The organism is Streptomyces sp. NPDC088762 (assembly GCF_044750905.1).
Classification (GTDB): Bacteria; Actinomycetota; Actinomycetes; order Streptomycetales; family Streptomycetaceae; genus Streptomyces.
Window position 1 is genome coordinate 30,629 of record NZ_JBIVKT010000017.1, and the last position, 24,915, is coordinate 55,543.

21 protein-coding genes are annotated in these 24,915 nt (G+C 72.6%); 4 read left to right on the top strand and 17 right to left on the bottom strand.

All coding sequences use genetic code 11. From position 1 onward, the window contains the following. Positions 1–176 precede the first annotated feature (176 nt). From truB to rimP, 7 genes are all read right to left on the bottom strand, one after another. The gene (truB, locus tag ACIP5M_RS29435; RefSeq protein WP_401202325.1) at positions 177–1,085 is read right to left on the bottom strand and encodes a tRNA pseudouridine(55) synthase TruB; all 909 of its coding nucleotides are present in this window, start codon (positions 1,083–1,085) and stop codon (positions 177–179) included. After that, entirely contained in the window at positions 1,082–1,543 is a 462-nt protein-coding gene (gene rbfA, locus ACIP5M_RS29440; protein WP_384838458.1) for a 30S ribosome-binding factor RbfA, read from the bottom strand. The genes truB and rbfA overlap by 4 nt, the downstream gene beginning before the upstream one ends. Before the next feature lie 28 nt (positions 1,544–1,571). Then, positions 1,572–1,865, bottom strand: a complete 294-nt coding sequence (locus ACIP5M_RS29445) for a DUF503 domain-containing protein (protein ID WP_030651158.1) — start codon at positions 1,863–1,865, stop codon at positions 1,572–1,574. Positions 1,866–2,063: 198 nt separating this feature from the next. Beyond that, on the bottom strand, positions 2,064–5,180 hold the full coding sequence (gene infB / locus ACIP5M_RS29450) for a translation initiation factor IF-2 (protein WP_401202328.1): 3,117 nt from the start codon (positions 5,178–5,180) through the stop codon (positions 2,064–2,066). Between the two features lie 148 nt (positions 5,181–5,328). After that, complete coding sequence (locus ACIP5M_RS29455; protein WP_401202330.1) at positions 5,329–5,616, bottom strand: YlxR family protein; 288 nt, start codon at positions 5,614–5,616, stop codon at positions 5,329–5,331. A gap of 136 nt (positions 5,617–5,752) precedes the next feature. Continuing rightward, the gene (gene nusA, locus ACIP5M_RS29460; RefSeq protein ID WP_401202331.1) at positions 5,753–6,751 is read right to left on the bottom strand and encodes a transcription termination factor NusA; all 999 of its coding nucleotides are present in this window, start codon (positions 6,749–6,751) and stop codon (positions 5,753–5,755) included. Positions 6,752–6,753: 2 nt separating this feature from the next. Further along, a complete protein-coding gene (gene rimP / locus ACIP5M_RS29465) occupies positions 6,754–7,251 on the bottom strand; it encodes a ribosome maturation factor RimP (RefSeq protein WP_401202333.1) in 498 nt (165 codons plus the stop codon). A 113-nt stretch (positions 7,252–7,364) separates the two neighbouring features. Here rimP and ACIP5M_RS29470 point away from each other — a divergent pair, with 113 nt between their 5' ends. From ACIP5M_RS29470 to ACIP5M_RS29485, 4 genes are read left to right on the top strand one after another with little or no spacing between them, the layout of a single operon-like run. Then, positions 7,365–7,967, top strand: a complete 603-nt coding sequence (locus ACIP5M_RS29470; RefSeq protein ID WP_401202334.1) for a hypothetical protein — start codon at positions 7,365–7,367, stop codon at positions 7,965–7,967. Then, positions 7,964–8,410: a ferritin-like domain-containing protein gene (locus ACIP5M_RS29475; RefSeq protein WP_401202336.1), complete on the top strand. Its 447-nt coding sequence runs from the start codon at positions 7,964–7,966 to the stop codon at positions 8,408–8,410. Before ACIP5M_RS29470 ends, ACIP5M_RS29475 begins: the two co-directional genes overlap by 4 nt. A 39-nt stretch (positions 8,411–8,449) precedes the next feature. Next, positions 8,450–9,352: an aminoglycoside phosphotransferase family protein gene (locus ACIP5M_RS29480; RefSeq protein WP_401202338.1), complete on the top strand. Its 903-nt coding sequence runs from the start codon at positions 8,450–8,452 to the stop codon at positions 9,350–9,352. A gap of 43 nt (positions 9,353–9,395) precedes the next feature. Further along, complete coding sequence (locus tag ACIP5M_RS29485; protein ID WP_401202340.1) at positions 9,396–10,337, top strand: SPFH domain-containing protein; 942 nt, start codon at positions 9,396–9,398, stop codon at positions 10,335–10,337. 360 nt (positions 10,338–10,697) lie between these two features. Here the strand turns inward: ACIP5M_RS29485 and ACIP5M_RS29490 are convergent, their stop codons facing one another. The 10 genes from ACIP5M_RS29490 to ACIP5M_RS29535 form a co-directional block, all read right to left on the bottom strand. Then, positions 10,698–12,392, bottom strand: coding sequence for a proline--tRNA ligase (locus ACIP5M_RS29490; RefSeq protein ID WP_401202342.1), 1,695 nt, complete (start codon positions 12,390–12,392; stop codon positions 10,698–10,700). Between the two features lie 42 nt (positions 12,393–12,434). Next, complete coding sequence (locus tag ACIP5M_RS29495; RefSeq protein WP_401202344.1) at positions 12,435–12,977, bottom strand: GNAT family N-acetyltransferase; 543 nt, start codon at positions 12,975–12,977, stop codon at positions 12,435–12,437. A gap of 52 nt (positions 12,978–13,029) precedes the next feature. Next, the gene (locus ACIP5M_RS29500) at positions 13,030–13,875 is read right to left on the bottom strand and encodes a GNAT family N-acetyltransferase (RefSeq protein ID WP_401202346.1); all 846 of its coding nucleotides are present in this window, start codon (positions 13,873–13,875) and stop codon (positions 13,030–13,032) included. 146 nt (positions 13,876–14,021) lie between these two features. Then, positions 14,022–15,179 carry a flavodoxin-dependent (E)-4-hydroxy-3-methylbut-2-enyl-diphosphate synthase gene (gene ispG, locus ACIP5M_RS29505; protein ID WP_401202348.1) on the bottom strand — a complete coding sequence of 386 codons (1,158 nt, stop codon included), beginning with the start codon at positions 15,177–15,179 and terminating at the stop codon, positions 14,022–14,024. A 162-nt stretch (positions 15,180–15,341) separates the two neighbouring features. Continuing rightward, the gene (locus ACIP5M_RS29510) at positions 15,342–16,643 is read right to left on the bottom strand and encodes a M50 family metallopeptidase (RefSeq protein ID WP_401202350.1); all 1,302 of its coding nucleotides are present in this window, start codon (positions 16,641–16,643) and stop codon (positions 15,342–15,344) included. Further along, complete coding sequence (gene dxr, locus ACIP5M_RS29515) at positions 16,640–17,893, bottom strand: 1-deoxy-D-xylulose-5-phosphate reductoisomerase (RefSeq protein WP_401202352.1); 1,254 nt, start codon at positions 17,891–17,893, stop codon at positions 16,640–16,642. Before dxr ends, ACIP5M_RS29510 begins: the two co-directional genes overlap by 4 nt. Positions 17,894–17,914: 21 nt before the next feature. Further along, positions 17,915–19,219, bottom strand: coding sequence for a hypothetical protein (locus ACIP5M_RS29520; protein WP_401202354.1), 1,305 nt, complete (start codon positions 19,217–19,219; stop codon positions 17,915–17,917). Positions 19,220–19,313: 94 nt separating this feature from the next. Continuing rightward, on the bottom strand, positions 19,314–21,275 hold the full coding sequence (locus tag ACIP5M_RS29525; protein WP_401202356.1) for an acyl-CoA dehydrogenase family protein: 1,962 nt from the start codon (positions 21,273–21,275) through the stop codon (positions 19,314–19,316). A 154-nt stretch (positions 21,276–21,429) separates the two neighbouring features. Then, the gene (locus tag ACIP5M_RS29530) at positions 21,430–22,875 is read right to left on the bottom strand and encodes an aldehyde dehydrogenase family protein (protein ID WP_401202358.1); all 1,446 of its coding nucleotides are present in this window, start codon (positions 22,873–22,875) and stop codon (positions 21,430–21,432) included. Positions 22,876–23,298: 423 nt separating this feature from the next. Then, positions 23,299–24,879 carry a PucR family transcriptional regulator gene (locus ACIP5M_RS29535; protein ID WP_401202360.1) on the bottom strand — a complete coding sequence of 527 codons (1,581 nt, stop codon included), beginning with the start codon at positions 24,877–24,879 and terminating at the stop codon, positions 23,299–23,301. Positions 24,880–24,915 lie beyond the last annotated feature (36 nt).

Consider the following 24,915-nt stretch of genomic DNA (forward strand, 5'->3'; position numbering starts at 1 on the left):
AGATCAGCACGAAAAGCACGCGTGGCGAACGCGCCCCCTTACGCTCCCTCCATTCACTCCGAGCGCCTGCTCGGACGGGTGAATACCGGGCTCCGGGTGGATAAAGACCTACCCGAGGGGGGTCGTGGAGCGGTGAGCGGCCATCGATGTGCGCTCACCGCTCCACGTCAACGACTTCAGACGAAGACCGCGAGGGACTTGGCCTTGCCGTTCTTGCTCTCCACCAGCCCGAGCAGCGCTCCGTCCGGCCCGTAGACCGCCACGGTCTGCCCGGCGGCGTAGGCGTCCGGCATCTCGATCCGGACCCCGTTGGCGAGCAGCGAGGCGCGCCGGGCGTCCAGGTCCCAGCGGGGGAAGGCCGCGGCCGCCGCCTCGCCGATCGGCATGACGGTCAGCTCCTCCTGGAGCTGGTCCAGCGTCCGGGCCCGGTCGATCTTGTACGGGCCCACGCGCGTGCGTCGCAGAGCGGTGAGGTGCCCGCCGACGCCGAGATCGGCGCCCAGGTCGCGGGCCAGCGCGCGGATGTACGTACCGCTGGAGCAGACGACGGAGACGACGAGGTCGACGACCTTGGTGCCGTCCTCGGCCTCGGCGTCGCGCATGTCGTACACCTGGAAGGAGGAGATCGTGACCGGCCGGGCCGGGATCTCGAAGTCCTCGCCGTCCCGCGCGCGCTTGTAGGAGCGCACGCCCTTGATCTTGATGGCGCTGACCTTGGACGGGACCTGCATGATCTCGCCGGTCAGCTTCGCGATGCCCGCGTCCACGGCGTCGCGGGTGACCCCGGCGGCGTCCGTGCAGGAGGTGATCTCGCCTTCGGCGTCGTCCGTCAGGGTGTTCTGGCCCAGGCGGATCGTGCCGAGGTACTCCTTCTCCGTGAGCGCGAGGTGGCCGAGCAGCTTGGTGGCCTTCTCCACGCCCAGGACCAGCACGCCCGTCGCCATCGGGTCGAGCGTGCCGGCGTGGCCGACGCGGCGGGTCCTGGCGATCCCGCGCATCTTGGCGACCACGTCGTGCGAAGTGAAACCGGACGGCTTGTCGACGATGACCAGGCCGTCCGGGGTCTTCCCTGCGTTGGTGCTCATTCCGCGGCTGCGTCCTCGTCGGAGTCGTCGGCGTCCTCGCCCGGCTTCTTGTACGGGTCGGCGTCGCCGGCGTACTGGGCGCCGGAGGAGACCTCGCGCACCTGGGCGTCGGAGGTGCGCGCCCTTTCGAGGAGGTCCTCGATGGTCTTGGCGTTCTCCGGGAGGGCGTCCGCGACGAAGGTCAGGGTGGGCGTGAACTTGGTGCCCGCCGCCCGGCCGACCGCGGAGCGCAGGACGCCCTTGGCGCTCTCCAGGCCCGCCGCCGCGCTCGCCCGGTCCTCGTCGTCGCCGTAGACCGTGTAGAAGACCGTGGCCTCCCGCAGATCGCCGGTGACCCGGGTGTCCGTGATGGTCACGTGCGTACCGAGGCGGGGGTCCTTGACACCACGCTGCAGCTTCTCGGCCACCACCTCCCGGATGAGGTCCGCCAGCTTCTTCGCCCGCGCATTGTCGGCCACTGGTCCGTCTCCTTCTTATGTCTTGCTATCAGTCTTCATCACCGTGGAGGCGCCGTCGTACGGACAGCAGCTCCACTTCCGGACGCGCCGCGACCAGCCGCTCGCAGCGGTCCAGTACATCCGAGAGGAACCCCGCGTCCCCACTCACCAGGGCGACCCCTATACGGGCCCTGCGGTGCAGGTCCTGGTCGCCCACTTCGGCCGCGCTCACGGAGAACTTGCGTTGGAGCTCGGCGACGATGGGCCGGACGACGGAGCGTTTCTCCTTCAGCGAGTGGACGTCGCCGAGGAGCAGGTCGAAGGACAGAGTCCCCACGTACATGCAGTTCCGGATATCCCGCCGGTGCGGGTTCGGTGGCCTGCCGGGCCGTCACCCGGCAGGATCACCCGGCCGCCGTACGGCCGGGTCACCAGAACCGTACACGCAACGGCCGGGGCCGATCGACGGATATTCCGCCGACCGGCCCCGGCCCCCGCAGCGTCGCCGCCGAGTTACGACACGGTGCGAACCGCCTCGCGCTTACGCGCGGGGCTTCTCGCGCATCTCGTACGTCGCGATGACGTCGTCGATCTTGATGTCGTTGAAGGAACCGAGGTTGATACCACCCTCGAAGCCCTCGCGGATCTCGGTGACGTCGTCCTTGAAGCGGCGCAGACCGGAGATGGTGAGGTTCTCCGCGATGACCTTGCCATCGCGCAGCAGGCGCGCCTTGGTGTTGCGCTTGACCTCGCCGGAGCGGATGAGGACACCCGCGATGTTGCCCAGCTTGGACGAGCGGAAGATCTCGCGGACCTCCGCCGTACCGAGCTCGACCTCTTCGTACTCCGGCTTGAGGAGACCCTTCAGGGCCGCCTCGATCTCCTCGATGGCCTGGTAGATCACCGAGTAGTAGCGGACGTCGACGCCCTCGCGGTCCGCCATCTGCGCGGCACGGCCGGCCGCACGGACGTTGTAACCGATGACGATGGCGTCGGAGCCCATCGCCAGGGCGATGTCGGACTCGGTGACCGCACCCACACCGCGGTGCAGGACCCGGATGTCGACCTCTTCACCGACGTCGAGCTGGAGCAGCGAGGACTCGAGGGCCTCGACCGCACCGGACGCGTCGCCCTTGATGATGAGGTTGAGTTCCTGGACCAGACCGGCCTTGAGCACGGAGTCGAGGTCCTCGAGGGACACGCGACGGACGCGCTTGGCGAAGTTGGCGTTGCGCTCACGCGCAGCACGCTTCTCGGCGATCTGACGGGCCGTACGGTCCTCGTCGACGACGAGGAAGTTGTCGCCGGCGCCGGGGACGTTGGTGAGACCCAGGACCAGGACGGGGGTCGACGGACCCGCTTCCTCGACGTTGTTGCCCTTGTCGTCGAGCATGGCGCGCACGCGGCCGTAGGCGTCGCCCACGACCATCGTGTCGCCGACGCGGAGGGTACCGCGCTGGACGAGGACGGTGGCGACGGCACCGCGGCCGCGGTCGAGGTGGGACTCGATCGCAATACCCTGAGCGTCCTGCTCCGGGTTGGCGCGCAGGTCGAGCGAGGCGTCGGCGGTGAGGACGACGGCCTCGAGCAGGGAGTCGATGTGCAGACCCTGCTTGGCGGAGATGTCGACGAACATCGTGTCGCCGCCGTACTCCTCGGCGACCAGACCGAACTCGGTGAGCTGACCGCGCACCTTGGTCGGGTCCGCACCCTCGACGTCGATCTTGTTGACCGCGACGACGATCGGGACGCCGGCGGCCTTGGCGTGGTTGAGCGCCTCGATCGTCTGCGGCATGACGCCGTCGTTGGCCGCGACCACGAGGATCGCGATGTCGGTCGACTTGGCACCACGGGCACGCATGGCGGTGAACGCCTCGTGACCGGGGGTGTCGATGAAGGTGATGCGACGCTCTTCGTCGTTGACCTCGGTGGAGACCTGGTACGCACCGATGTGCTGCGTGATGCCGCCGGCCTCGCCCGCGACGACGTTCGTCTTGCGGATGGCGTCGAGCAGTCGGGTCTTACCGTGGTCGACGTGACCCATGACGGTCACGACCGGCGGACGCGGCAGCAGGTACTCCTCGCCGCCCTCGTCCTCGCCGAACTCGATGTCGAAGGTCTCGAGGAGCTCGCGGTCCTCCTCCTCCGGGCTGACGATCTGAACCTGGTAGTTCATCTCGCCCGCGAGGAGCTGGAGGGTCTCGTCGGAGACGGACTGCGTGGCAGTGACCATCTCGCCGAGGTTCATCATGACCGCGACCAGCGACGCCGGGTTGGCGTTGATCTTCTCCGCGAAGTCGGTGAGGGACGCACCGCGCGACAGGCGAACGGTCTCGCCGTTGCCGCGGGGCAGCATCACGCCGCCGACGGACGGGGCCTGCATGGCCTCGTACTCCTGGCGCCTCTGCCGCTTGGACTTGCGACCACGACGGGCCGGACCGCCCGGACGGCCGAAGGCACCCTGCGTGCCACCACGGGCACCGGGACCACCGGGACGCCCGCCGAAGCCGGGACGACCGCCGCCACCGGCACCGGCCGGACCGCCGCCGAAGCCGCCGCCACCGGGACGCGGACCGCCGAAGCCGCCACCGCCGCCGGGACGCGAGCCCGGACCGGCCGGACGGCCGGCGAAGCCGCCGCCCGCGGGACGACCGGCGCCACCGGGACGCGGACCGCCCGCACCGGGACCACGGCCACCGGGGCCGCCACCGGGACGGGGACCGGGACCACCGGCAGCGGGCCGCTGCGGCATCATGCCCGGGTTGGGACGGTTACCACCGGGAGCACCGCCCGGACGCGGGGCGCCGCCCTGCGGACGGGGCATGCCGCCCGGGGTGGGACGACCCGCACCGGGACCCTGCGGACGCGGAGCGCCACCGGGACCGCCCTGCGGACGGGGAGCACCCTGGCCGCCGCCGGCGCCGGGGGCACCGGGACGGGGAGCGCCGGCCGGACGGGGCGCCTGCGGGCGCGCCATGCCGGTGGAGCCACCAGAGGTGAAGGGGTTGTTGCCCGGACGGGGACCCGCCGGACGGGCGCCCTGCGGACGCGGCGCGGCGGCACCGGGACGCGGGGCGGAGGCACCGGGAGCGGTGCCGGCCGGGCGCGGGGCGCCGGGACGGGCACCGGCCTGCGGCTGACCACCCTGGGCGGCCGGACGCTGCTGCGTCGGACGCGGACCGGGGGCCGCGGCGGGACGCTCGGTGCGCGCCGGGGCGGCCGGGGCCGCCGGAGGCGCGGAGAACTCGGTCGCCACGGGCGCCGCCGGAGCGGGCTTCGGGGCGGCCGGAGCCTTCGGACCGGGACGCGGGCCGGGGGCGGCCGGGGTCACCGGGGTGCCGGCGGACGGAGCCTCGGCAGCGGCCGGCTTGGGGGCCGGTGCGCCGGGCTTCGGGGCGGCGGGACGTGCCGCGGCGGCCGGAGAGGGCGCCGCGGGCTTGGCGGGCGCGGCCTTGCGGGGCGCGCCGGGCTTTGCAGCGGTCTTGCCGGCGTTGCCGCCGGGCCCCTGCAGTGCGTCAGTCAACTTGCGTACAACCGGCGCCTCGATCGTCGAGGACGCCGAACGGACGAACTCACCGAGTTCCTGGAGCTTGGCCATGACGACCTTGCTCTCAACTCCGAACTCCTTGGCGAGTTCGTATACCCGGACCTTAGCCACTTCGCTCCTTTTAGGTCCGGGTTACGCCGGACCGTTGCTACTTCATGGGCGTACTCATCGCGTACTCATCGAGTGCTCATCGCAATCTCGACCTACTTCCAACTCGCGAGGTACCTGACCGCACGGGGTATCCGTGCCGTTCTACGTCTTACGGTGTCGCCCCGGCCTGACCGGCCAGGGCTTTGCGCAGTTCCGTCGTGTCGAGCGCTCCGGCGGACCGGAGGGCCCGGGGGAACGCCCGGCGGCGGACCGCCTGGTCGAGGCAGACCACGGCAGGGTGCACGTACGCACCCCGGCCGGGCAGCGTACCGCGAGGATCGGGGACGCACTGGTCCTCGATCGCCACGATGCGCAGCAGATCGCTCTTGGCCGCTCGCTCCCGACACCCCACACAGGTTCGTTCGGGGCATGCGCGGGCTTGCGTCCGGCCAGACACGCCTAAGTCTACCTCCCCGTACCGACCTCACCCCTTCAGGTGACAAATCGAACGGATGTTGTTTGCCCGCGGACCCCGCTGCCGGGGTCCGCGCTGGTCCCTGTCTACCGCCGGGGTAGCCCCCGCGGTAGCGGTTTTATTCCCCGCCCTGCTCCGACGGCTGCTCGGTGTCGGGGCGGATGTCGATGCGCCAGCCCGTGAGCCGCGCGGCGAGGCGGGCGTTCTGGCCCTCCTTGCCGATGGCCAGGGACAGCTGGTAGTCGGGCACGGTCACCCGGGCGGAGCGGGTGTCCCAGTCGACGACCTCGACCTTGCTCACCCGGGCGGGTGACAGCGCGTTCGCGACCATCTCCGCCGGGTCGTCCGACCAGTCGACGATGTCGATCTTCTCGCCGTGCAGCTCGGCCATCACGTTGCGCACACGGCTGCCCATCGGGCCGATGCAGGCGCCCTTCGGGTTGAGGCCGGAGCGGGTGGACCGAACGGCGATCTTGGTGCGGTGACCGGCTTCGCGGGCGATCGCCGAGATCTCGACGCTGCCGTCGGCGATCTCCGGGACCTCCAGCGAGAAGAGCTTCTTCACCAGGTTGGGGTGGGTGCGGGACAGGGTCACGGACGGACCGCGGACGCCCTTCGCCACGCGCACGACGTACGCCTTCAGGCGCAGCCCGTGGGTGTACTCCTCGCCGGGGACCTGCTCCTGCACGGGCAGGATGGCCTCCAGCTTGCCGATGTCGACGAGGACGTTCTTGGGGTCCTTGCCCTGCTGCACGACGCCGGTGATGACGTCGCCCTCGCGGCCGGCGAACTCGCCGAAGGTCAGGTCGTCCTCGGCGTCGCGCAGACGCTGGAGGATCACCTGCTTGGCGGTCGTCGCGGCGATCCGGCCGAAGTCCGACGGGGTGTCGTCGAACTCCTTGGGCTCCTGGCCCTCCTCGAGGTCCCTCGGGTCCTCCGTCGCCCACACGACCACGTGACCGTTGGTGCGGTCCAGCTCGACGCGTGCGCGGCGGAAGCTCCCCTCGGTCCGGTGGTACGCGATGAGGAGGGCCGACTCGATCGCCTCGACGAGCAGGTCGAAGGAGATCTCCTTCTCCCGGACCAGACCCCGCAGGGCACTCATGTCGATGTCCACGGCTACGCCTCCTCTTCCTTCTTGTCCTTGCGGCTGAACTCGATCTCGACACGCGCCTTGGCGATGTCGGTGAAAGCAATGCGGCGGGCGGTCGCCTTGCGGCCCTTCACGCCCGGAACTTCGAGGTCCAGTCCCTCGTCGTCGACGCCGAGAACGCGGGCGATGAGTTCCCCGTCCTCCGCCAGCTGGAACTTCACGAGACGGCCGATCGCCCGTACGTAGTGACGGTGCTCGGTCAGCGGGCGGTCGGCGCCCGGCGAGCTCACCTCGAGGACGTACTCGTCCTCGCCCATCACATCGGTTTCATCGAGCCGGTCGGAGACCTCGCGACTCAGCTCGGCACACGCGTCCAGCTCCACGCCCTCGTCGGAGTCCACGATGATGCGCAGCATCCGGCGCTTGCCCGCCCGGGACATCTCGATCTCTTCGAGGTCCAGGCCCTTGGCGGCGACGAGCGGCTCCAGCAATCCGCGCAGCCTGTCGCTCTGGGTGGTGCTCATCCGGGTGACTCCTCGGCCGCGTGTGCTGTTGTGGTTTCGTCGTGCGTCAGGTCAAAGGGTATCCGGTCGCGGAGGGTGTTGCCGTCCGCCCTGTGGACAACGCCCCGGGTACCGTGATCACACCCTGCCCCGCCATCACCCCCGAGGACGTCCCCGTGCCCTGGACCCCGCCACCCCGGCCCTCGCGAAGGAGCCTGCTCGCCGGTGCCGCCGGCGCGGCCGGTGCCGCACTGCTCACCGGGTGCTCCGACGGCCCCTCGCCCGATGGTGACACCGGGATTCCACTCGAACGGCGGATGCGGGAGGCCGCCGTTCGTGACAGCGGGCGGCTGCTGGAACGTTACGACGCCACGGCCGCGGCCCATCCGGCCCTGTCGGAGCGGCTCGCCCCGCTGCGCGCCGCCGTCGCCGCCCACGCGGACGCGCTGTCCCCCGCGCCCGCGGGCTCGCCGTCCGCGTCCCGTTCCGGGGCCCCGTCCCCCTCCCCTTCCGGCGGTACGGGCGCGGCCGGGTCCGCGGCGAGCCCTGAGCCGGTGCCGCCCGTGGCCGAGGAGGCCCTGAGCGCCCTCGCCGACGCCGAGCGCAGCCTGGCGGAGGCCCGCACCATCGACCTGGCCGGCGCCCCGGGGGAACTGGCCCGGCTGCTCGCCTCGGTGGCCGCCTGCGGTGCCGTACACGCCCACCTGCTGACCTCGACCCCGGGAGCCAAGCCGTGACCCCCGTACCCACCCCCGCCGGCCGCCCGCTCGAGGCCGCGCAGGCCGCCCTGGCCGCCGAACACGCGGCCGCGTACGGCTACGGGGTGATCGGCGCCCGGACCGCCGGCGGCCGCGCGACCGAGGCCCGGGAGGCGTACGCGGGCCACCTCGCGCGGCGTGACGCGCTCGCCCGGACCGTGCGGGAGCTGGGCGGCGCGCCCCGGCCCGCGGAGGCGGCGTACGCCCTGCCGTTCCAGGTGCGCACCGCCGCCGACGCCGAGCGGCTGGCCGCCGAGATCGAGGACCGGGTCGCGGGCGCGTACTCCGATCTGGTGCGGGCGTCGGAGGGCCCGCTGCGCCGCATGGCGGCCGACGCGCTGAGCGCCTCGGCCGTGCGCGCGGCACGCTGGCGCGGTGTCGGCGTAGCCTTCCCTGGGCTCACGGAACGGCGCGCGACCTAGCGCGACAGCCCCGGACCAGCTGAAAGGGACCACGCACGCATGGTGTTCGAACCGCCGCAGCGGCTCGTACGGGCGCTCGGCGAGATGCCGGAATCGGCCCAGGACGCGGACTGGCTGCGGCAGTTGCCGAAGCTCGCCGAGGCCGCGCTGGCCCGGCGCGGGGTGCAGGCCCAGCGGGTGCAGGCCCCCGGCGGCCGCAGCAGCCTGGTCGTCCTCGTCCGGTACGCCGACGGCACCCCGGCCGCCCTGAAACTGGCGCCCCCGCAGGCACGGCCCGACCGGGAGCTGGCCGCGCTGGCGCACTGGGGCGGGTTCGGAGCCGTACGGGTCCTCGACACCCGGCACCACGAGGACGACGGCGCGCTGCTGCTGGAGCGGCTGCACCCGGAGGTCTCGCTGCGGTCGCTGCCGGAGGCGAAGGCGCTGCTGGAGGCCAGCGGCACGCTGCGCAGGCTGTGGGTGGAACCGCCGGCCGGGCACGACTGGGAGACGGTGGCGGAGCGCACCGAGCGGCAGTCGGCGGCCCTGCGGCACGCCCCGGCGGAGGTGCGGGCGCTGGCCGACACGGCGCTGGCGATGCGCGAGGAGCTGGTCGCGGCGCCGCCGGAGGAGCTCCTGCTGCACGGGAACTTCCGGCAGGGCAAGGTGCTGGCCGGCGAGCGCGCGCCGTGGCTCACGGTGGGTCCGGAGCCGCTGACCGGCGAGCGGGCGTACGACCTGGCGCGGCTGGTCCGGGACCGGCTGGAGGACCAGGTGGCCTCCTCGGCGGGGGCTTCGGGCGCCCGGCGCCGGGTGAACAAGCTGGCCGACGCCCTGGAGGTGGACCGGGAGCGGCTGCGGGGCTGGACGGTGTTCCGGGCGGTGGAGTCGGGGAACCGGGCGCTGGCGGCCGGGCGGCACCGGGACGCGGAGCAGCTGCTGGAGTTCGCGGCCTGGTTGTAGGGCATACCGTAGAAAAGGAACGTATGTCCGGCAGGGGGCCGTCATGGTCGAAGAACTGCTGACCGCGGGAATCGCCGCGGGCGTGGGGGTCCTGGCCTACGTGGGCGCCGCCGCACGGGTGGTGAAGCAGTACGAGCGGGGCCTGGTCTTCCGCTTCGGTCGGCTGCGCGACGAGATCCGCGGGCCCGGCTTCACGGTGATCGTCCCGGGCGTGGACCGCCTGCGGAAGGTGAACATGCAGATCGTGACGCTGCCGGTGCCGGCCCAGGAGGGCATCACCCGGGACAACGTCACGGTGCGGGTGGACGCGGTCGTGTACTTCAAGGTCGTCGACCCGGCCAACGCGGTCGTGGCGGTGGAGGACTACCGCTTCGCCGTCTCGCAGATGGCGCAGACCTCGCTGCGGTCGATCATCGGCAAGTCGGACCTGGACGACCTGCTGTCCAACCGGGAGATGCTCAACCAGGGGCTGGAGCTGATGATCGACAGCCCGGCGGTGGGGTGGGGCGTGCAGATCGACCGGGTGGAGATCAAGGACGTCTCGCTGCCGGAGACGATGAAGCGGTCGATGGCGCGGCAGGCGGAGGCCGACCGGGAGCGGCGCGCGCGGGTGATCAACGCGGATGCGGAGCTGCAGGCCTCGCACAAGCTGGCGGACGCGGCGGCGGTGATGTCGGACCAGCCGGCGGCGCTGCAGTTGCGTCTGCTGCAGACGGTGGTGGCGGTGGCCGCCGAGAAGAACTCGACGCTGGTCCTGCCGTTCCCGGTGGAACTCCTCCGCTTCCTGGAGCGCGCCGCTCCGCCTGCGCCGGGCTCCCCCGACCAGTCGCCGTCCGCGGCCGAGCCGGCCCCTCCTACGGGGGACACGGACGCTCCCCCTGCCCTGACGGATCCCGCGGCGGAGGCCTTGCCTCCCGGGGGCTCGGGCCCGGCCCCGGGTGCGGCGCGGGACGGTTCACCGCCGTCGGACGAGCGGCCCGGGTAGCCGCTGCGCGGGGCCGTCCCCTACCCGCCCTTCCACCTCCCCCAGACTCCGTCCGGGGGGACCCCCACCCGGGCTCCGCCCGGACCCGCGCCTCAAACGCCGACGGGGCTCAAGAGCTGGGGCTGCGCCCCAGACCCCGTACGTGCACTCCGCGCCCGTGCCCTCAAACGCCGGGCGGGCTGAAATCAGCCCCGCCGGCGTTTGAGGCGCACCCACCCAGCCCCGCCGGCGTTTGAGGCGCGGGGGTCCGGGGGCGGAGCCCCCGGGAGCGGCGGCCGGGGTCGCAAGCCCCGGTTTCGGGAAGGGGCGGGGTGGGGCAGCCCCGCAGGGACTGGGGCCGGAGGGCCGGGGGCCGCAGGGTTACGTCAGGCGGGACAGGGCCTCCGGCAGGGGGAGTTCTTCTCGGGTGCCCGTGGGGCGGTGCTGGAGTTCCACCACGCCGTCGGCGGAGCGGCGGCCCGCGACCAGGATCCACGGGACTCCGATCAGCTCCGCGTCCGTGAGCTTCACGCCCGGCGACAGCCCCGCGCGATCGTCCAGCAGGACGCGGAGGCCCGAGGACGCCAGTGCGGCCGCCGCCTGCTCGGCCAGCGCGAGCGGCACGGCCTTGCCCGCCGCCACCACGTGGACATCGGCCGGGGCCACCTCCGCCGGCCAGCACAGCCCGTGCTCGTCCGCCGTCTGCTCGGCCAGCGCGGCCACGGCCCGCGAGACGCCGATCCCATACGAGCCCATCGTGACCCGGACCGGCTTGCCCTCGCGGCCCAGCACGTCCAGCCCGAACGCGTCCGCGTACTTGCGGCCCAGCTGGAAGATGTGGCCGATCTCGATCGCCCGGGCCGACTTCAGGCCGCTGCCGCAGCGCGGGCAGGGGTCGCCCGGCTCCACCACGACCACGTCCAGGTACCGGTCCACCTCGAAGTCGCGTCCGCAGACCACGTTGCGGGCGTGGGTGTCGGCCTTGTTGGCGCCCGTCACCCAGGCCGTGCCCGGCGCGACCCGCGGGTCGGCCAGGTAGCGGACCTTGTCCAGGCCCTGCGGGCCCACGTAGCCCCGTACGAGGTCGGGCCGGTCCGCGAAGTCCTCGGCCGTCACCAGTTCCACCACCGCCGGGGCGAGGTGCTCGCCCAGCTTGCCGAGGTCCACCTCCCGGTCCCCCGGTACGCCGACGGCCACGATCTCGCCGTCCACCTTCACCAGCAGGTTCTTCAGGGTCGCGGACGCGGGGACGCCCAGGTGCGCGGCCAGGGTCTCGATCGTCGGGGTGTCCGGGGTGTCCACCTCCTCCAGCGGCGGGTGTTCCCCGGCCACCGGGGCCAGGGCGAAGGTCACGGCCTCGGTGTTCGCCGCGTACGCGCAGGACGGGCAGTCCACGAAGGTGTCCTCGCCCGCCTCGGCCGGGGCCAGGAACTCCTCCGACGCCGAGCCGCCCATCGCGCCGGACACCGCCGACACGATCCGGTGGTCCAGGCCGAGGCGCTCGAAGATGCGGATGTAGGCCTCGCGGTGGAGCCGGTAGGACTCCGCGAGACCCTCGTCGGACACGTCGAAGGAGTACGAGTCCTTCATCTGGAACTCGCGCCCGCGCAGCACCCCGGAGCGGGGCCGCGCCTCGTCGCGGTACTTGGTCTGGATCTGGTAGAGCATGACCGGCAGGTCCTTGTACGAGGTGCACTGGTCCTTCACCACCAGGGTGAAGATCTCCTCGTGGGTGGGCCCGAGCAGGTAGTCCGCGCCCTTGCGGTCCTTGAGCCGGAACAGCAGGTCCCCGTACTCCGACCAGCGCCCGCTGACCTCGTACGGCTCCTTCGGCAGCAGCGCCGGCAGCAGCACCTCCTGGGCGCCGATGGCGTCCATCTCCTCGCGGACGATGCGCGAGACGTTGTCCAGGACCTTCTTGCCGAGCGGCAGCCACGTCCACACCCCGGCCGAGCTGCGCCGGACGTAGCCGGCGCGGACCAGGAGCCGGTGGCTGAGGGTCTCGGCGTCGGCCGGGTCCTCGCGGAGGGTCTTGGCCATGAGGCGGGACATGCGCTGCACGGGTTGCGTAGACATGCGGGGAGGCTACCTGTGGCCGTACGGGGGCCGGAAACGGATTCAGGGCCGCCGCAGCGGCAGCGGGGCGCCCATGACGGCGTACGGGAGGCTCGCGCTCGGGAAGTGGACCTGGCGGGCGAGGTCGCTGTAGCCGAGGGCCCGGTAGAGGCCGCGGGCGGGGCTCTCGGAGTCGATGGCGGAGAGGATGGAGCGCGGCTCGGCGGCGCTGTCGGTGAGCTCGGTGATCAGCGCGCGGCCGACGCCGTGGCCCTGGAAGCCGGGGTGGACGTGCAGCTCGGTGATGACGAAGGAGCCGTCGAGCCAGTCCTCGTGCGCGGTGGCGCGCAGGTAGGGCTCGACGATGGTGGACCACCAGTGGGTGCGGTCGTTGGGCATGCCGTAGACGAAGCCGGTGAGGGCACCGTCCTCGGTGAAGGCGCCGAGGGCGCGGGCGCCGCGGCAGGTCATGTGGCGCTGGACGATGTAGCGCCGGATGCCGACCTCCTCCTCGCTGAGGCCGAAGGCGACGGCCTGCACGCGCAGGGCCTCGTCCACGCGGGCGGCGAGGTCGAGGGGTCCGATGCGGAGTCCGGTAGGCAGCATGCGGCGACCTTACTGCGGGGTAGGGGTCTGCCGGTATGGCATCGGCCAAGGTTCAGAAGAGCACGCTCATGAAGGCGCCGACCTCGCGGAAGCCGACCCGCCGGTAGGCGGCGCGGGCGGCGGTGTTGAAGTCGTTCACGTAGAGGCTGACCACGGGCGCCACGTCCCGCAGGGCGTAGGCGACGACGGCGGCCATGCCGGTCTCGGAATGTCCGCGGCCGCGGAACTCGGGGGCCACCCACACGCCCTGGATCTGGCAGGCGCGGGCGGTGGCGGCGCCGATCTCCGCCTTGAAGACGACCTTGCCGTCCTCGACGCGGGCGAAGGAGCGGCCGCTGCCGACGAGTTCGGCGACGCGGGCCTGGTAGAGGAGTCCGCCGTCGCCGGCCATCGGCGAGATGCCGACCTCCTCGGTGAACATGGCCACGCAGGCGGGCATGATCAGGTCCATCTCGTCCTTGCGGATCCGGCGGACCAGGGGGTCGGGCTCGACCGTGACGGAGGGGCTCTCCATGACCATGAGCGGCTGGTGGGAGCGGACGTCGCGGGCCGGGCCCCAGCTGGGCTCCAGGAGCTGCCACAGCCGCCGGGTGGCTTCGGCGGGGCCGACGATGGAGGAGCAGCGGCGGCCGGTGCGGCGGGCGCGGTCGGCGAAGGCGCGTACGGCGTCGGGTCCGGCGCAGACGGGGACGAGGTTGGCACCGGCGTAGCACAGGGAGCGGAGCTCGCCGTCGGCGTACCAGCCCCACATCTCGCCGCCCAGGCGCCAGGGGTCGAGTCCGGCGACCTGGACCCGGGAGGTGACGAAGGCGTTCTCGACCGGCTCGCGTCCGAGGACTTCGAGCGCGGCGTCGAGATCACTGGGCTCAAGGACCCGGGTGGTGGTCTGCGTCAACACTGGGGCCTCACCGTGCAAGTCTGCTGATCTCCGCACTGTACCCGTCGCGGGTCGAGGATGCCGCGTCCCAGGGGTCACGAAAGAGCCCCGGCCCCGCCCCCGAGCTGGGGGAACGGTGCCGGGGCAGGCCCTGGTGCCGGGGGTGGTCAGACGCCGATGGCGACGGTGGGCTCGCCGGAGGCGATGCCGTCGGCCTCCATCTGCGCGGCGATCTTCATGGCCTCTTCGATGAGGGTCTCCACGATCTTCGACTCGGGGACGGTCTTGATGACCTCGCCCTTCACGAAGATCTGGCCCTTGCCGTTGCCGGAGGCCACGCCGAGGTCGGCCTCGCGGGCCTCGCCGGGGCCGTTGACGACGCAGCCCATGACCGCGACGCGCAGCGGGACCTCCATGCCCTCCAGGCCCGCCGTGACCTCCTCGGCCAGCTTGTACACGTCCACCTGGGCGCGGCCGCAGGACGGGCAGGAGACGATCTCCAGGCGGCGCGGCTTGAGGTTCAGCGACTCCAGGATCTGGTTGCCGACCTTGACCTCCTCGACCGGCGGGGCCGAGAGGGAGACGCGGATGGTGTCGCCGATGCCCTCGGACAGCAGCGCGCCGAAGGCCACGGCGGACTTGATGGTGCCCTGGAAGGCGGGGCCGGCCTCGGTGACGCCCAGGTGCAGCGGGTAGTCGCAGGCGGCGGCGAGCTGGCGGTAGGCGTTGACCATCACGACCGGGTCGTTGTGCTTGACCGAGATCTTGATGTCGCTGAAGCCGTGCTCCTCGAAGAGGGAGGCCTCCCAGAGCGCGGATTCGACGAGCGCCTCGGGGGTGGCCTTGCCGTACTTCTTCAGCAGGCGGGCGTCGAGGGAGCCGGCGTTGACGCCGATGCGGATCGGGGTGCCCGCGTCCTTGGCGGCCCGCGCGATCTCCTTGACCTTGTCGTCGAACTGCTTGATGTTGCCCGGGTTCACGCGGACGGCGGCGCAGCCTGCGTCGATCGCGGCGAAGACGTACTTGGGCTGGAAGTGGATGTCGGCGATGACCGGGATCTGCGACTTCTTCGCGATGACGGCGAGGGCGTCGGCGTCGTCCTGCGTCGGGCAGGCCACGCGGACGATGTTGCAGCCGGAGGCGGTCAGCTCGGCGATCTGCTGGAGCGTGGCGCCGATGTCGGAGGTACGGGTGGTGGTCATCGACTGAACCGAGATGGGCGCGTCGCCACCGACGGCCACGGAACCGACCTGGATCTTGCGGCTGACCCTGCGGTCGGCAAGCTTCGTCGGCACGGCCGGCATTCCGAGAGAGATGGCAGTCATCTGCTGTGCAACCCCAAGGTGTGGATCGAGGTCCCGATATCGGCGGGCTCCAGCCTTCGAGATTACGCCAATCACCGCGTGCACCCCGCATCCGAGGGGGTACGCCACCCGAACGTAGGGAGCCGGGCACGTTGCGTGCCCGGCTCCCGTGGTCGTGGGGCGCTAGGTGATCTTGATGGGGTTCACCACGTCGGCCACCATCACGAGCAGGGTGAAGCAGATGAAGATCCCGGCGACGACGTAGGCGACGGGCATCAGCTTCGCGACGTCGAAGGGGCCCGGGTCGGGGCGCCGGAAGACCTTCGCCACGGTGCGCCGGACCGACTCCCACAGGGCGCCGGCGATGTGCCCGCCGTCCAGCGGGAGCAGCGGCAGCATGTTGAAGAGGAACAGCGAGAGGTTGAAGCCGGCCAGCAGGTTGAGGAAGAAGACGAGCTGGTACTGGGCGGGGATGTCGAGGTTGAAGATCTGGCTGCTCACCCGCGCCGCGCCGACGACGCCCATCGGGCTGTCCTGCTTGCGCTCGGCCCCGTTGAAGGCGGCGTTCCACAGGTCCGGGACCTTGGACGGCAGGTCGACGAGCGACTGCACGCCGGCCGTCATCATCTCGCCCATCCGGTCGACGGACTGCCCGAAGGACTGCGGGACGTAGCCGGAGGCTGGGGCGAAGCCGAGGAAGCCGGCGGTGACGTACTCGTCCTTGACGTACCTGCCGTTGCCGTCGGTCTTTGCGACCTTGTTCTCGATCAGGCTGGCGTGCAGGTCGAGCCGCTGTCCGGCCCGCTCGACGGTGATCGTGGCGGGGCCGACGGTGGACCGGATGTCCTTCTGGAGCGCGGACCAGTCCTTCACGGGGCGCCCGTTGAAGGCGACGATCTTGTCCTTCTGCTCCAGGCCGGCCGCCTTGGCGGGGGCGGCCGGGTCGCCGGGGGCGCACTTGTCGCGCTTCTCGCTCTGCTGGATGACGCAGTCCGAGACCGAGCCGACGACGGTGGTCTGGGTGTTCAGTCCGAAGGTCATCAGGGTGGTGAGGAAGATCGCCACGGCCAGGACCAGGTTCATGAACGGGCCGGCGAACATCACGATCACGCGCTTCCACGGCTTGCGCGTGTAGAAGAGCCGGTTCTCGTCGCCGGGCTGGAGCTCCTCGTACGCGGCCGAGCGGGCGTCCTCGATCATCGACCGGAACGGGGAGGTCGAGCGGGCGGTGACCTTGCCGTCGTCGCCGGGCGGGAACATCCCGATCATGCGGATGTAGCCGCCCATCGGGATGGCCTTGATGCCGTACTCGGTCTCGCCCTTGCTCCGCGACCAGATGGTCGGGCCGAAGCCGACCATGTACTGCGGCACACGGATCCCGAAGAGCTTGGCCGTGGACAGGTGTCCCAGCTCGTGCCAGGCGATGGAGACCAGCAGGCCGACCGCGAAGAGCACGACCCCGAGCACCGTCATCAGAACTGTCATGCGCCCGCCTCCACGGCGGCCTTCGCCGCCATCTCCCGCGCCCGGGCCCTGGCCCAGGTCTCCGCTTCGAGGACGTCCCGGACCGTCAGGGAAGTTCCCCGCTCCGGCGTCCCGTGCTCATCGACCACGGCAGAGACGGTATCCATGATTGCGGTGAACGGCAGCCGACCGGCCAGGAACGCCTCCACGCACTCCTCGTTGGCCGCGTTGAACACGGCGGGGGCGGTGCCGCCGAGGGTGCCCACGTGCCGGGCCAGGCCCACCGAGGGGAAGGCCTCGGTGTCCAGCGGGAAGAACTCCCACGTGGACGCCTTGGTCCAGTCGAAGGCGGGGGCGGCGTCCGGGATGCGCTGGGGCCAGCCGAGGCCGATCGCGATGGGGCCGCGCATGTCCGGCGGGGTGGCCTGGGCGAGCGTGGAGCCGTCCGTGAACTCCACCATCGAGTGCACGTAGGACTGCGGGTGGACGACGACCTCGATCTGCTCGAAGGGGATGTCGTAGAGCAGGTGCGCCTCGATGACCTCCAGCCCCTTGTTGACCAGGGTGGCGCTGTTCACCGTGATCACCGGGCCCATGGCCCAGGTGGGGTGGGCGAGGGCGTCCTCGACCGTGACCCCGGCCAGCTCCTCGCGGGTGCGGCCGCGGAAGGGACCGCCGGACGCGGTGACCACGAGCCTGCGCACGTCGGCGCGGGTGCCGGCGGCGAGCGCCTGGAAGAGCGCCGCGTGCTCGGAGTCCACCGGGATGATCTGCCCGGGCTGGGCAAGGGCCTTCACGAGGGGGCCGCCGACGATCAGCGACTCCTTGTTGGCGAGGGCCAGGGTCCGGCCCGCCCGCAGCGCGGCGAGGGTGGGCGCGAGGCCGATGGAACCGGTGATGCCGTTGAGAACGGTGTGGCACGGGGAGGCGGCGAGCTCGGCGGCCGCGTCGGGCCCGGCCAGGATCTCGGGCAGCGGCTCGCCGGGGCCGTACCGGTCGCTCAGCGCCTCTTTCAGGGCCGGTACGACGTCCTCGCGGGCGACGGCCACGCTCTCGACCCGCAGCAGCCGGGCCTGTTCGGCCAGCAGGCCGACCCGCCCGCCGGCGGCGGACAGCGCGGTCACCCGGAACCGGTCGGGGTTGCGCAGGGCCAGGTCGATGGCCTGGGTGCCGATGGACCCGGTGGACCCGAGGATGACGATGTCCCGGGGGCCGTCCGCGGCGTCGAAGAGGAGGTGCGGATCGGCGAGGGGGGCTGGGCGGTCGCTCATGCCCCCCATTGTTGCCGGAAGTCAGGAGCGGCCGGACACGGAGCCCCCTTCCGTGACGCGCAGGAGGAGGTGCGGGAGCGTGCCGGCGAAGTCCGGGAGCGTGACGGCCACGCTCCACCAGGCGTCCGGATCGGAGCCGACGGCCAGGGCGAACAGCCGGTCGGCCTCGGCGCGCGCGGCGAGCACCGGGGCGGCCCAGTCGTGCCGGTCGGGGTGGTTCACGTCCCCCAGCCAGTGGTCCTCGTCCAGGGCCCAGCAGGCGGGCGCCTTGTGCCGGATCACGTCCTCGCCGGTGAGCAGCCCGCGGGCCAGGCAGTCCCGCACCCACCGGATGTCCTCCTCGACGGACTCCATCGGCACCGCGAGGCTGGCCAGGGCCAGTTCGCGCTCCACGCCCCCGACGGGCTCGGCCGCCTTCGGGGCCAGCGAGCGCACCGCCGTGACGAGCCCGGGGACGGGCGGCTCCCCGGCGGGCTCGGGCAGGGTGCCCCGCACGATCCGGGCCACCAGCACCGGCAGGGTGCCGGGGAAGGCCGGGGCGTGCCGGAGCAGTTCGTCCCAGAGCCGGGGGTCGTCGCGCAGCGGGCGCAGCGCCCGGGCGACGGCCGTGCGCATGCCCGTCCATTCGGGCAGGGACCAGCGCAGGCCGCGCGACTCGGGGAGGTGGGCGAGCAGCAGGGTGCGCCGGGCGGGGGCGACGTCGGCGACGAGCTCGTCACAGGTGAGCAGGCCCATGCGGACGGCCCTGACGGCGGGCCGGTACCAGCGGTGCCCGTCCGTGTCCTGCGCACCGGCGTCGAGCAGCGCCCGGCAGACCTCCCGGGGCAGTCGGCCGGCCAGCAGCAGGGCCTCGACGGCGGTGGGCGGCAGCGGGTCACGGGCGTGCTCCTGCAGCAGCACCTCGGGGTCGAGGGGGTCGTGCGGCATCCGCAGCAGCGTGAGCGGGATCCGGGGCCGGCGCGTGTGCCGGCGCAGCAGGGCGATCAGCTCGGCGGTGGTGAACGGGCCGGGGCCGACCGCCCGCAGCAGCTCGGGGGACGGCCCCGGGCGGGCCGCGTAGCGCGCCGGTCCGGGCAGCCCGGGCAGGGGCCGCCCGACGACGTGGGGGTTGCGGGCGACGTACTGCCGGTCCTCCCCGCTGCCGTGGCGCAGCAGCAGGGTGACGGTGGAGGCCGACAGCCACTCGTCGCGGCACAGGTACTTGCGGGTCGGCGCGTCGAGCCGGCCGATCAGGTCGGCGACGACGTGGTCCGGTGCGTGGCGCAGCAGGTGTGCCACGCACCAGGCCATCCGTCGGCTGGCGCGGTCTTCCTCGGCCGTCGGCATCGTTCTCTCCGCCTTGCCCGTGCTCGTACGCGTACGGAGTCCGTACGCCTACTCATCCTCGTACGCCTGTCCGACGTCCGGCGATGATCGCAGGTCAGCGGATGGGGCGGTGCACGTTTTTGCGGGTCGACGGGCCGGGGGAGGCGTCCGCGATCCACGGGCCCTCGCCGGAGGGGTCGAGGACGCCCTCCTCCAGCCAGGCGTAGGTGCCGGTCATCACCCCTTCGACGACCTTGCGGTCGAGCTCGTCGGTGTTGGTCCAGAGCCGTCCGAAGAGCTCCTCGACGCGGATCCGGGACTGCCGGCAGAAGGCGTCGGCCAGCTGGTAGGCCTCACGGCCGTGTTCGCCGGTGGCGCGCAGGTGCTCGGCGCGGACGCAGGCCGCGCTCATGGCGAAGAGCTCCGCGCCGATGTCGACGATCCGGCCCAGGAAGCCCTGCTTGGTCTCCATGCGGCCCTGCCAGCGCGCCATGGCCATGAACGTCGTACGGGCGAGTTTGCGGGAGCAGCGTTCGACGTAGCGCAGGTGGGTGGCCAGGTCGGGGTGGCCGCTCGGGTGGAAGGCCCGGTAGGTGCCCGGAATCTGGCCGGCGCCGGTGGCCAGCTGGGGCAGCCAGCGGGCGTAGAACCCGGCCGCGCGGGCGCCCGCCCTGGCCTTGTCGCCGAGCGCCTTCTCCGGGTCGACGAGGTCGCCCGCGACCGACAGGTGGGCGTCGACGGCCTCGCGGGCGATCAGCAGGTGCATGATCTCCGTCGAGCCCTCGAAGATCCGGTTGATGCGCAGGTCGCGGAGCATCTGCTCGGCGGGGACGGCGCGCTCGCCGCGGGCGGCGAGGGATTCGGCGGTCTCGAAGCCGCGCCCGCCGCGGATCTGGACCAGCTCGTCGGCCATCAGGCAGGCCATCTCGGAGCCGTAGAGCTTGGCGAGGGCCGCCTCGATGCGGATGTCGTTGCGGTCCTCGTCGGCCATCTGGGAGGCGAGGTCCACGACCGCTTCGAGGGCGAAGGTGGTGGCGGCGATGAAGGAGATCTTGGCGCCGACGGCCTCGTGGTGCGCGACCGGGCGGCCCCACTGCTCGCGGGCGCCGGACCACTCGCGGGCGATCTTCAGGCACCACTTGCCGGCGCCGACGCACATGGCGGGCAGCGACAGCCGGCCGGTGTTGAGCGTGGTCAGGGCGATCTTGAGGCCGGCTCCCTCGGCGCCGATGCGCTGGGCCGCGGGGACCCGTACCCGGTGGAAGCGGGTGACGCCGTTCTCCAGGCCGCGCAGGCCCATGAAGGCGTTGCGGTTCTCGACGGTGATGCCGGGAGAGTCGGCCTCCACCACGAAGGCGGTGATCCCGCCCCGGTGGTTCTCGCTCTTCGGCACGCGCGCCATCACGACCAGCAGGTCGGCGACCACCCCGTTGGTGGTCCACAGCTTCACGCCGTCCAGGACGTAGTCGTCGGCCCCGTCCGGGACCGCCGTGGTCGCCAGGCGCGCCGGGTCGGAGCCCACGTCGGGCTCGGTGAGGAGGAAGGCGCTGATGGCCGTGGTGGCGCAGCGCGGCAGGTAGGTGTCCCTCTGCTCCTGGGTGCCGAAGATCTTCAGCGGCTGGGGCACGCCGATCGACTGGTGGGCGGAGAGCAGGGCGCCGATGGCGGGGCTGACCGTACCGACGAGGGCCAGCGCCTTGTTGTAGTACACCTGGGTGAGCCCCAGTCCCCCGTACTTGGGGTCGATCTTCATCCCGAGGGCGCCGAGCTCCTTGAGCCCGCGCACGGTCTCGTCGGGGATCTTCGCCTCGCGCTCGATCCGGGCCGGGGTGCCCTTCGCGAGCTCCTCCTCGCAGAACGTCCGCATCCGGGCCAGGAAGGCCTCGCCCCGCCGCACGTCCTCGTCCGGGGGAAGCGGGTGGGGATGGATCAGGTCGAGCCGCAGCCGCCCGAGGAAGAGCTCCTTGGCGAAGCTGGGCTTGCGCCAGTCCTGCTCCCTGGCCGCTTCCGCGACCTGCCGGGCCTCGCGCTCGGTCACCTTGGGCTGTACGGGCTTTACGGGCTGTGTTGCGGACATGAGGGGACTCACCTCGCCGCCGAGTCGGGTGGTTCACCGGATCACCAGCCGGTGCTACCTGTGAGTCGTACCCAATGTGCGCGGAATGGAAAAGGGGGACGGCCGGAGCCCCCGCACAGTAGGCTCCGGCCGTCGGCTTTTTGGCCGTACGAGATCAGATGTCGAGGCCGGTCAGGACCAGGACTCGCTCGTACGTGTAGTCGTCCATCGCATAGCGCACACCCTCGCGGCCCACGCCGGACTGCTTGACGCCGCCGTACGGCATCTGGTCGGCGCGGTAGGACGGCGCGTCGCCGATGATCACACCGCCGACCTCGAGCTCGCGGTGGGCGCGGAACGCCGTCTGGATGTCGCGGGTGAAGACGCCGGTCTGCAGGCCGAACTTCGAGTCGTTGACCGCGGCGAAGGCCTCGTCGGTGCCGTCGACCTTCTGCAGCGTCAGCACCGGCCCGAAGACCTCCTCGGTGGCGAGCTTGACGCCCGCCGGGACCTCCGCGAGCACGGTCGGCTCGAAGGAGGCGCCCTCGCGCTTGCCGCCGGTGAGCAGCTTGGCGCCGGCGGACACGGCCTCGTCGACCCAGGCCTCGACACGCTTGGCGGCGTCCTCGGAGACGAGGGGACCGACGTCGGTGGCGGAGTCGGACGGGTCGCCGGTGACCTGGGCCTGGACCTTCGCGACGACCTTCTCGACGAGGGTGTCGTAGACGGAGGCGTCGGCGATCACGCGCTGCACCGAGATGCAGGACTGGCCGGCCTGGTAGTTCGAGAAGGTCGCGATACGGGTCGCGGCCCAGTCGAGGTCGGCCTCCGAGGCCCAGTCGGCGAGGACGACGGCCGCGGCGTTGCCGCCGAGCTCCAGGGTGCAGTGCTTGTGCGGCACCGACTGCTGGATGGCGTAGCCGACGGTGTCGGAACCGGTGAAGGAGATGACGGGGAGGCGCTCGTCCTTGACCAGGGCGGGCATCTTCTCGTTCGCGACCGGCAGGACCGACCAGGAACCGGCCGGGAGGTCGGTCTCGGCGAGCAGCTCACCCAGGATCAGGCCGGACAGCGGGGTGGCCGGGGCCGGCTTCAGGATGATCGGCGCGCCGACGGCGATGGCGGGGGCCACCTTGTGGGCGCACAGGTTCAGGGGGAAGTTGAACGGCGCGATGCCGAGGACCGGGCCCTTGACGAAGCGGCGGGTCAGCGCGAGGCGGCCGACGCCGCCGGCGTCGGTGTCGAGGCGCTGGGCGTCGCCGCCGTTGAAGCGGCGGGCCTCTTCCGCGGCGAAGCGGAACACGGACACCGCACGGCCGACCTCACCGCGGGCCCACTTGATGGGCTTGCCGTTCTCGGCGGAGATCAGCTGGGCGATCTCCTCCGTGCGCTCGACGAGCCGCTTGGACACGTGGTCCAAGGCGGCGGCCCGCACGTGCGCCGGGGTCGCGGAGAACTCCGCCGTCACGGCGTACGCCGCGGCCACGGCCTCTTCGACCTGGGCGTCGGTGGGCACGCTGACGGTGCCGACCAGACGGCCGTCCCACGGGGAGTGGACGTCGAAGCTGTCCTCGCCGGTGGCCTGGCGGCCGGCGAGCCAGAAGGCGTGGGTGGAAGTCATGCGAATCCCGGCCCTTCGGATGTGTGCGGTGGGTCGTTGACTCCTCCACGGTAGGACTCCACCGGGGATTCGGTGTTTATCCGGCGTGTAGTACCTGCCGCGGGGGCTGCGCCGCTTTGTCAGTGTCGGGCGGGGCCCACCCCATGCCGGGCCCCTGCGGGGGGGGGCCGACCGTGCGGTGCCCTGCGGGCTGCGGCGCCGCTGCCGGGGCTCCGCCCCGGACCCCGCGCCTCAAACGCCGGCGAGGCTTGATGTGCCCACGAGGCCGACGGGGACGGGGGCTCTTCAAGGTCGGCGGGCGGGCGACCCGGCCCACCACGCCGCACGTGCGAGCGCAGGGCAGCCAAATCCAGCCCCGCCGGCGATTGAGGCGCGGGGCCGGGTGGCGCCCGGGAGGCACCGCGCAGTGGACGGCCCGGTGCGCTACGACGGGGACGGGCTGGCCTTCAGGGCGAGCCACAGCTCCATGCGGACGTCCGGGTCGTCCAGGGAGCGGCCGAGGATCTCCTCGACCCGCTTCATGCGGTAGCGGAGGGTGTGCCGGTGTACGCCGAGGTCGGCGGCCGCCGCGTCCCACTGGCCGTGGCGGGAGAGCCACGCCTGCAGGGAGGCGACCAGGTCGCCCCGCCCCGTCGCGTCGTGCTCCCGGAGCGCGCGGAGGGTGCCGTCCGCGAAGGCCCGTACCGCGTCGTCGGCGAGCAGCGGCAGCACCGAGCCGGCGGCCATGTCCTCGTGCTCCACCAGCGAGCGCCCCCGCCGCCGGGCCACGGCCAGTGCCTGGTCGGCCTGCTTCAGGGCCGCCGCCACCGTGCCCGGTCCCGCCGGGGCGGACAGGCCGACCACCAGTTCGTCCGGTTCCGGTCCGGCGGCGTCCCGGCCGCGCCGCGCCTCGATCGCCTCCGCGTGGTCCACGCACGCCTGTACGGCCGCCCCCGCATCGGCGGCCAGCACCACGAGCCGCCCCGGCTCCGGGACGACCAGCAGCGTCTCGCCCGTACGGGCCGCCGCCGACTCCACCGCGTCGGCCAGCAGCGCGAGCCCCTCCGGCTGCGCCGTCCCCGGCAGCGCCGGCTCGGCCGTGATCAGCCGGAACGGCGCCTCCAGCAGGGCCCCGTACAGGTCCCCGGCCACCTCCCGCGCATGCTCGGCCTCCCCCGCCAGCAGCATCCGCAGTACCGCCGCCCCCAGCCGGGACTCGGCGTCGTGCAGCGAGCGCGACCGCTCGGTGGTGAGGGTGAGGAGCGCGACCGCGGAGTGGACGGCGTACCGCTCGGCCGTGCCCAGCGGAGCCCCGGTGCCCACCGCCAGCGCGCCCCGCGCCCGCCGCCCGGTGCCGAGCGACTGGAGCTCGACCCGGTCCTCCGCGCCGCCGACCACGGCGCTCGCGGGCGCGGGCCGCTCCCGCAGCCGCTCCACGTCGGGGGTGAGCCGGGCGGCCCGCCGCGCGGCCCAGTCGGGAGCCGCGGCGACGACCGCGCCCGACGTGTCGTACAGCGCGGCCCAGCCGTGCACGTGCGCGGCCAGCTTCGCCAGCAGCTCGGCGGGCCCGTCGGCGGAGAGCGCGGCGCGGGTCAGCTCCCGCTGCGCCTCGAACCCGGCGGTCACGGCCCGGTACTGGTCGGCCGCGAGGGCGGCGGAGACGGCCTTGCTGATCGCGAGGAACGGGGTCCTGCGCGGGACCTCCAGCAGCGGCATGTCCTCGGCCCGCGCGGCCTCCACCAGCGCTTCGGGGATCGCGTCGTAGTTGACGCCGATCGCGAAGCCGATGCCGACGACTCCGGCCGCCGCGAGCCGGCGTACGTAGCGGCTCATCTCCTCGGGGTCCTGCGCGTCCAGCTTCATCGCGGTGATCAGGAGCAGCTCCCCGCCCTCCATGTAGGGGACGGGGTCGGCGAGCTCGCTGACGTGGGCCCAGCGCACGGGGGTGTCGAGGCGGTTCTCCCCCGCCCGGACGCTGAGCTTGAGCGCCGAGTGCTGGACGAGCGAGGCGAGGGTGAGCGGCATCGGTTACCAGGGGCCTTAGCGGGAGGGGGTGAGGGG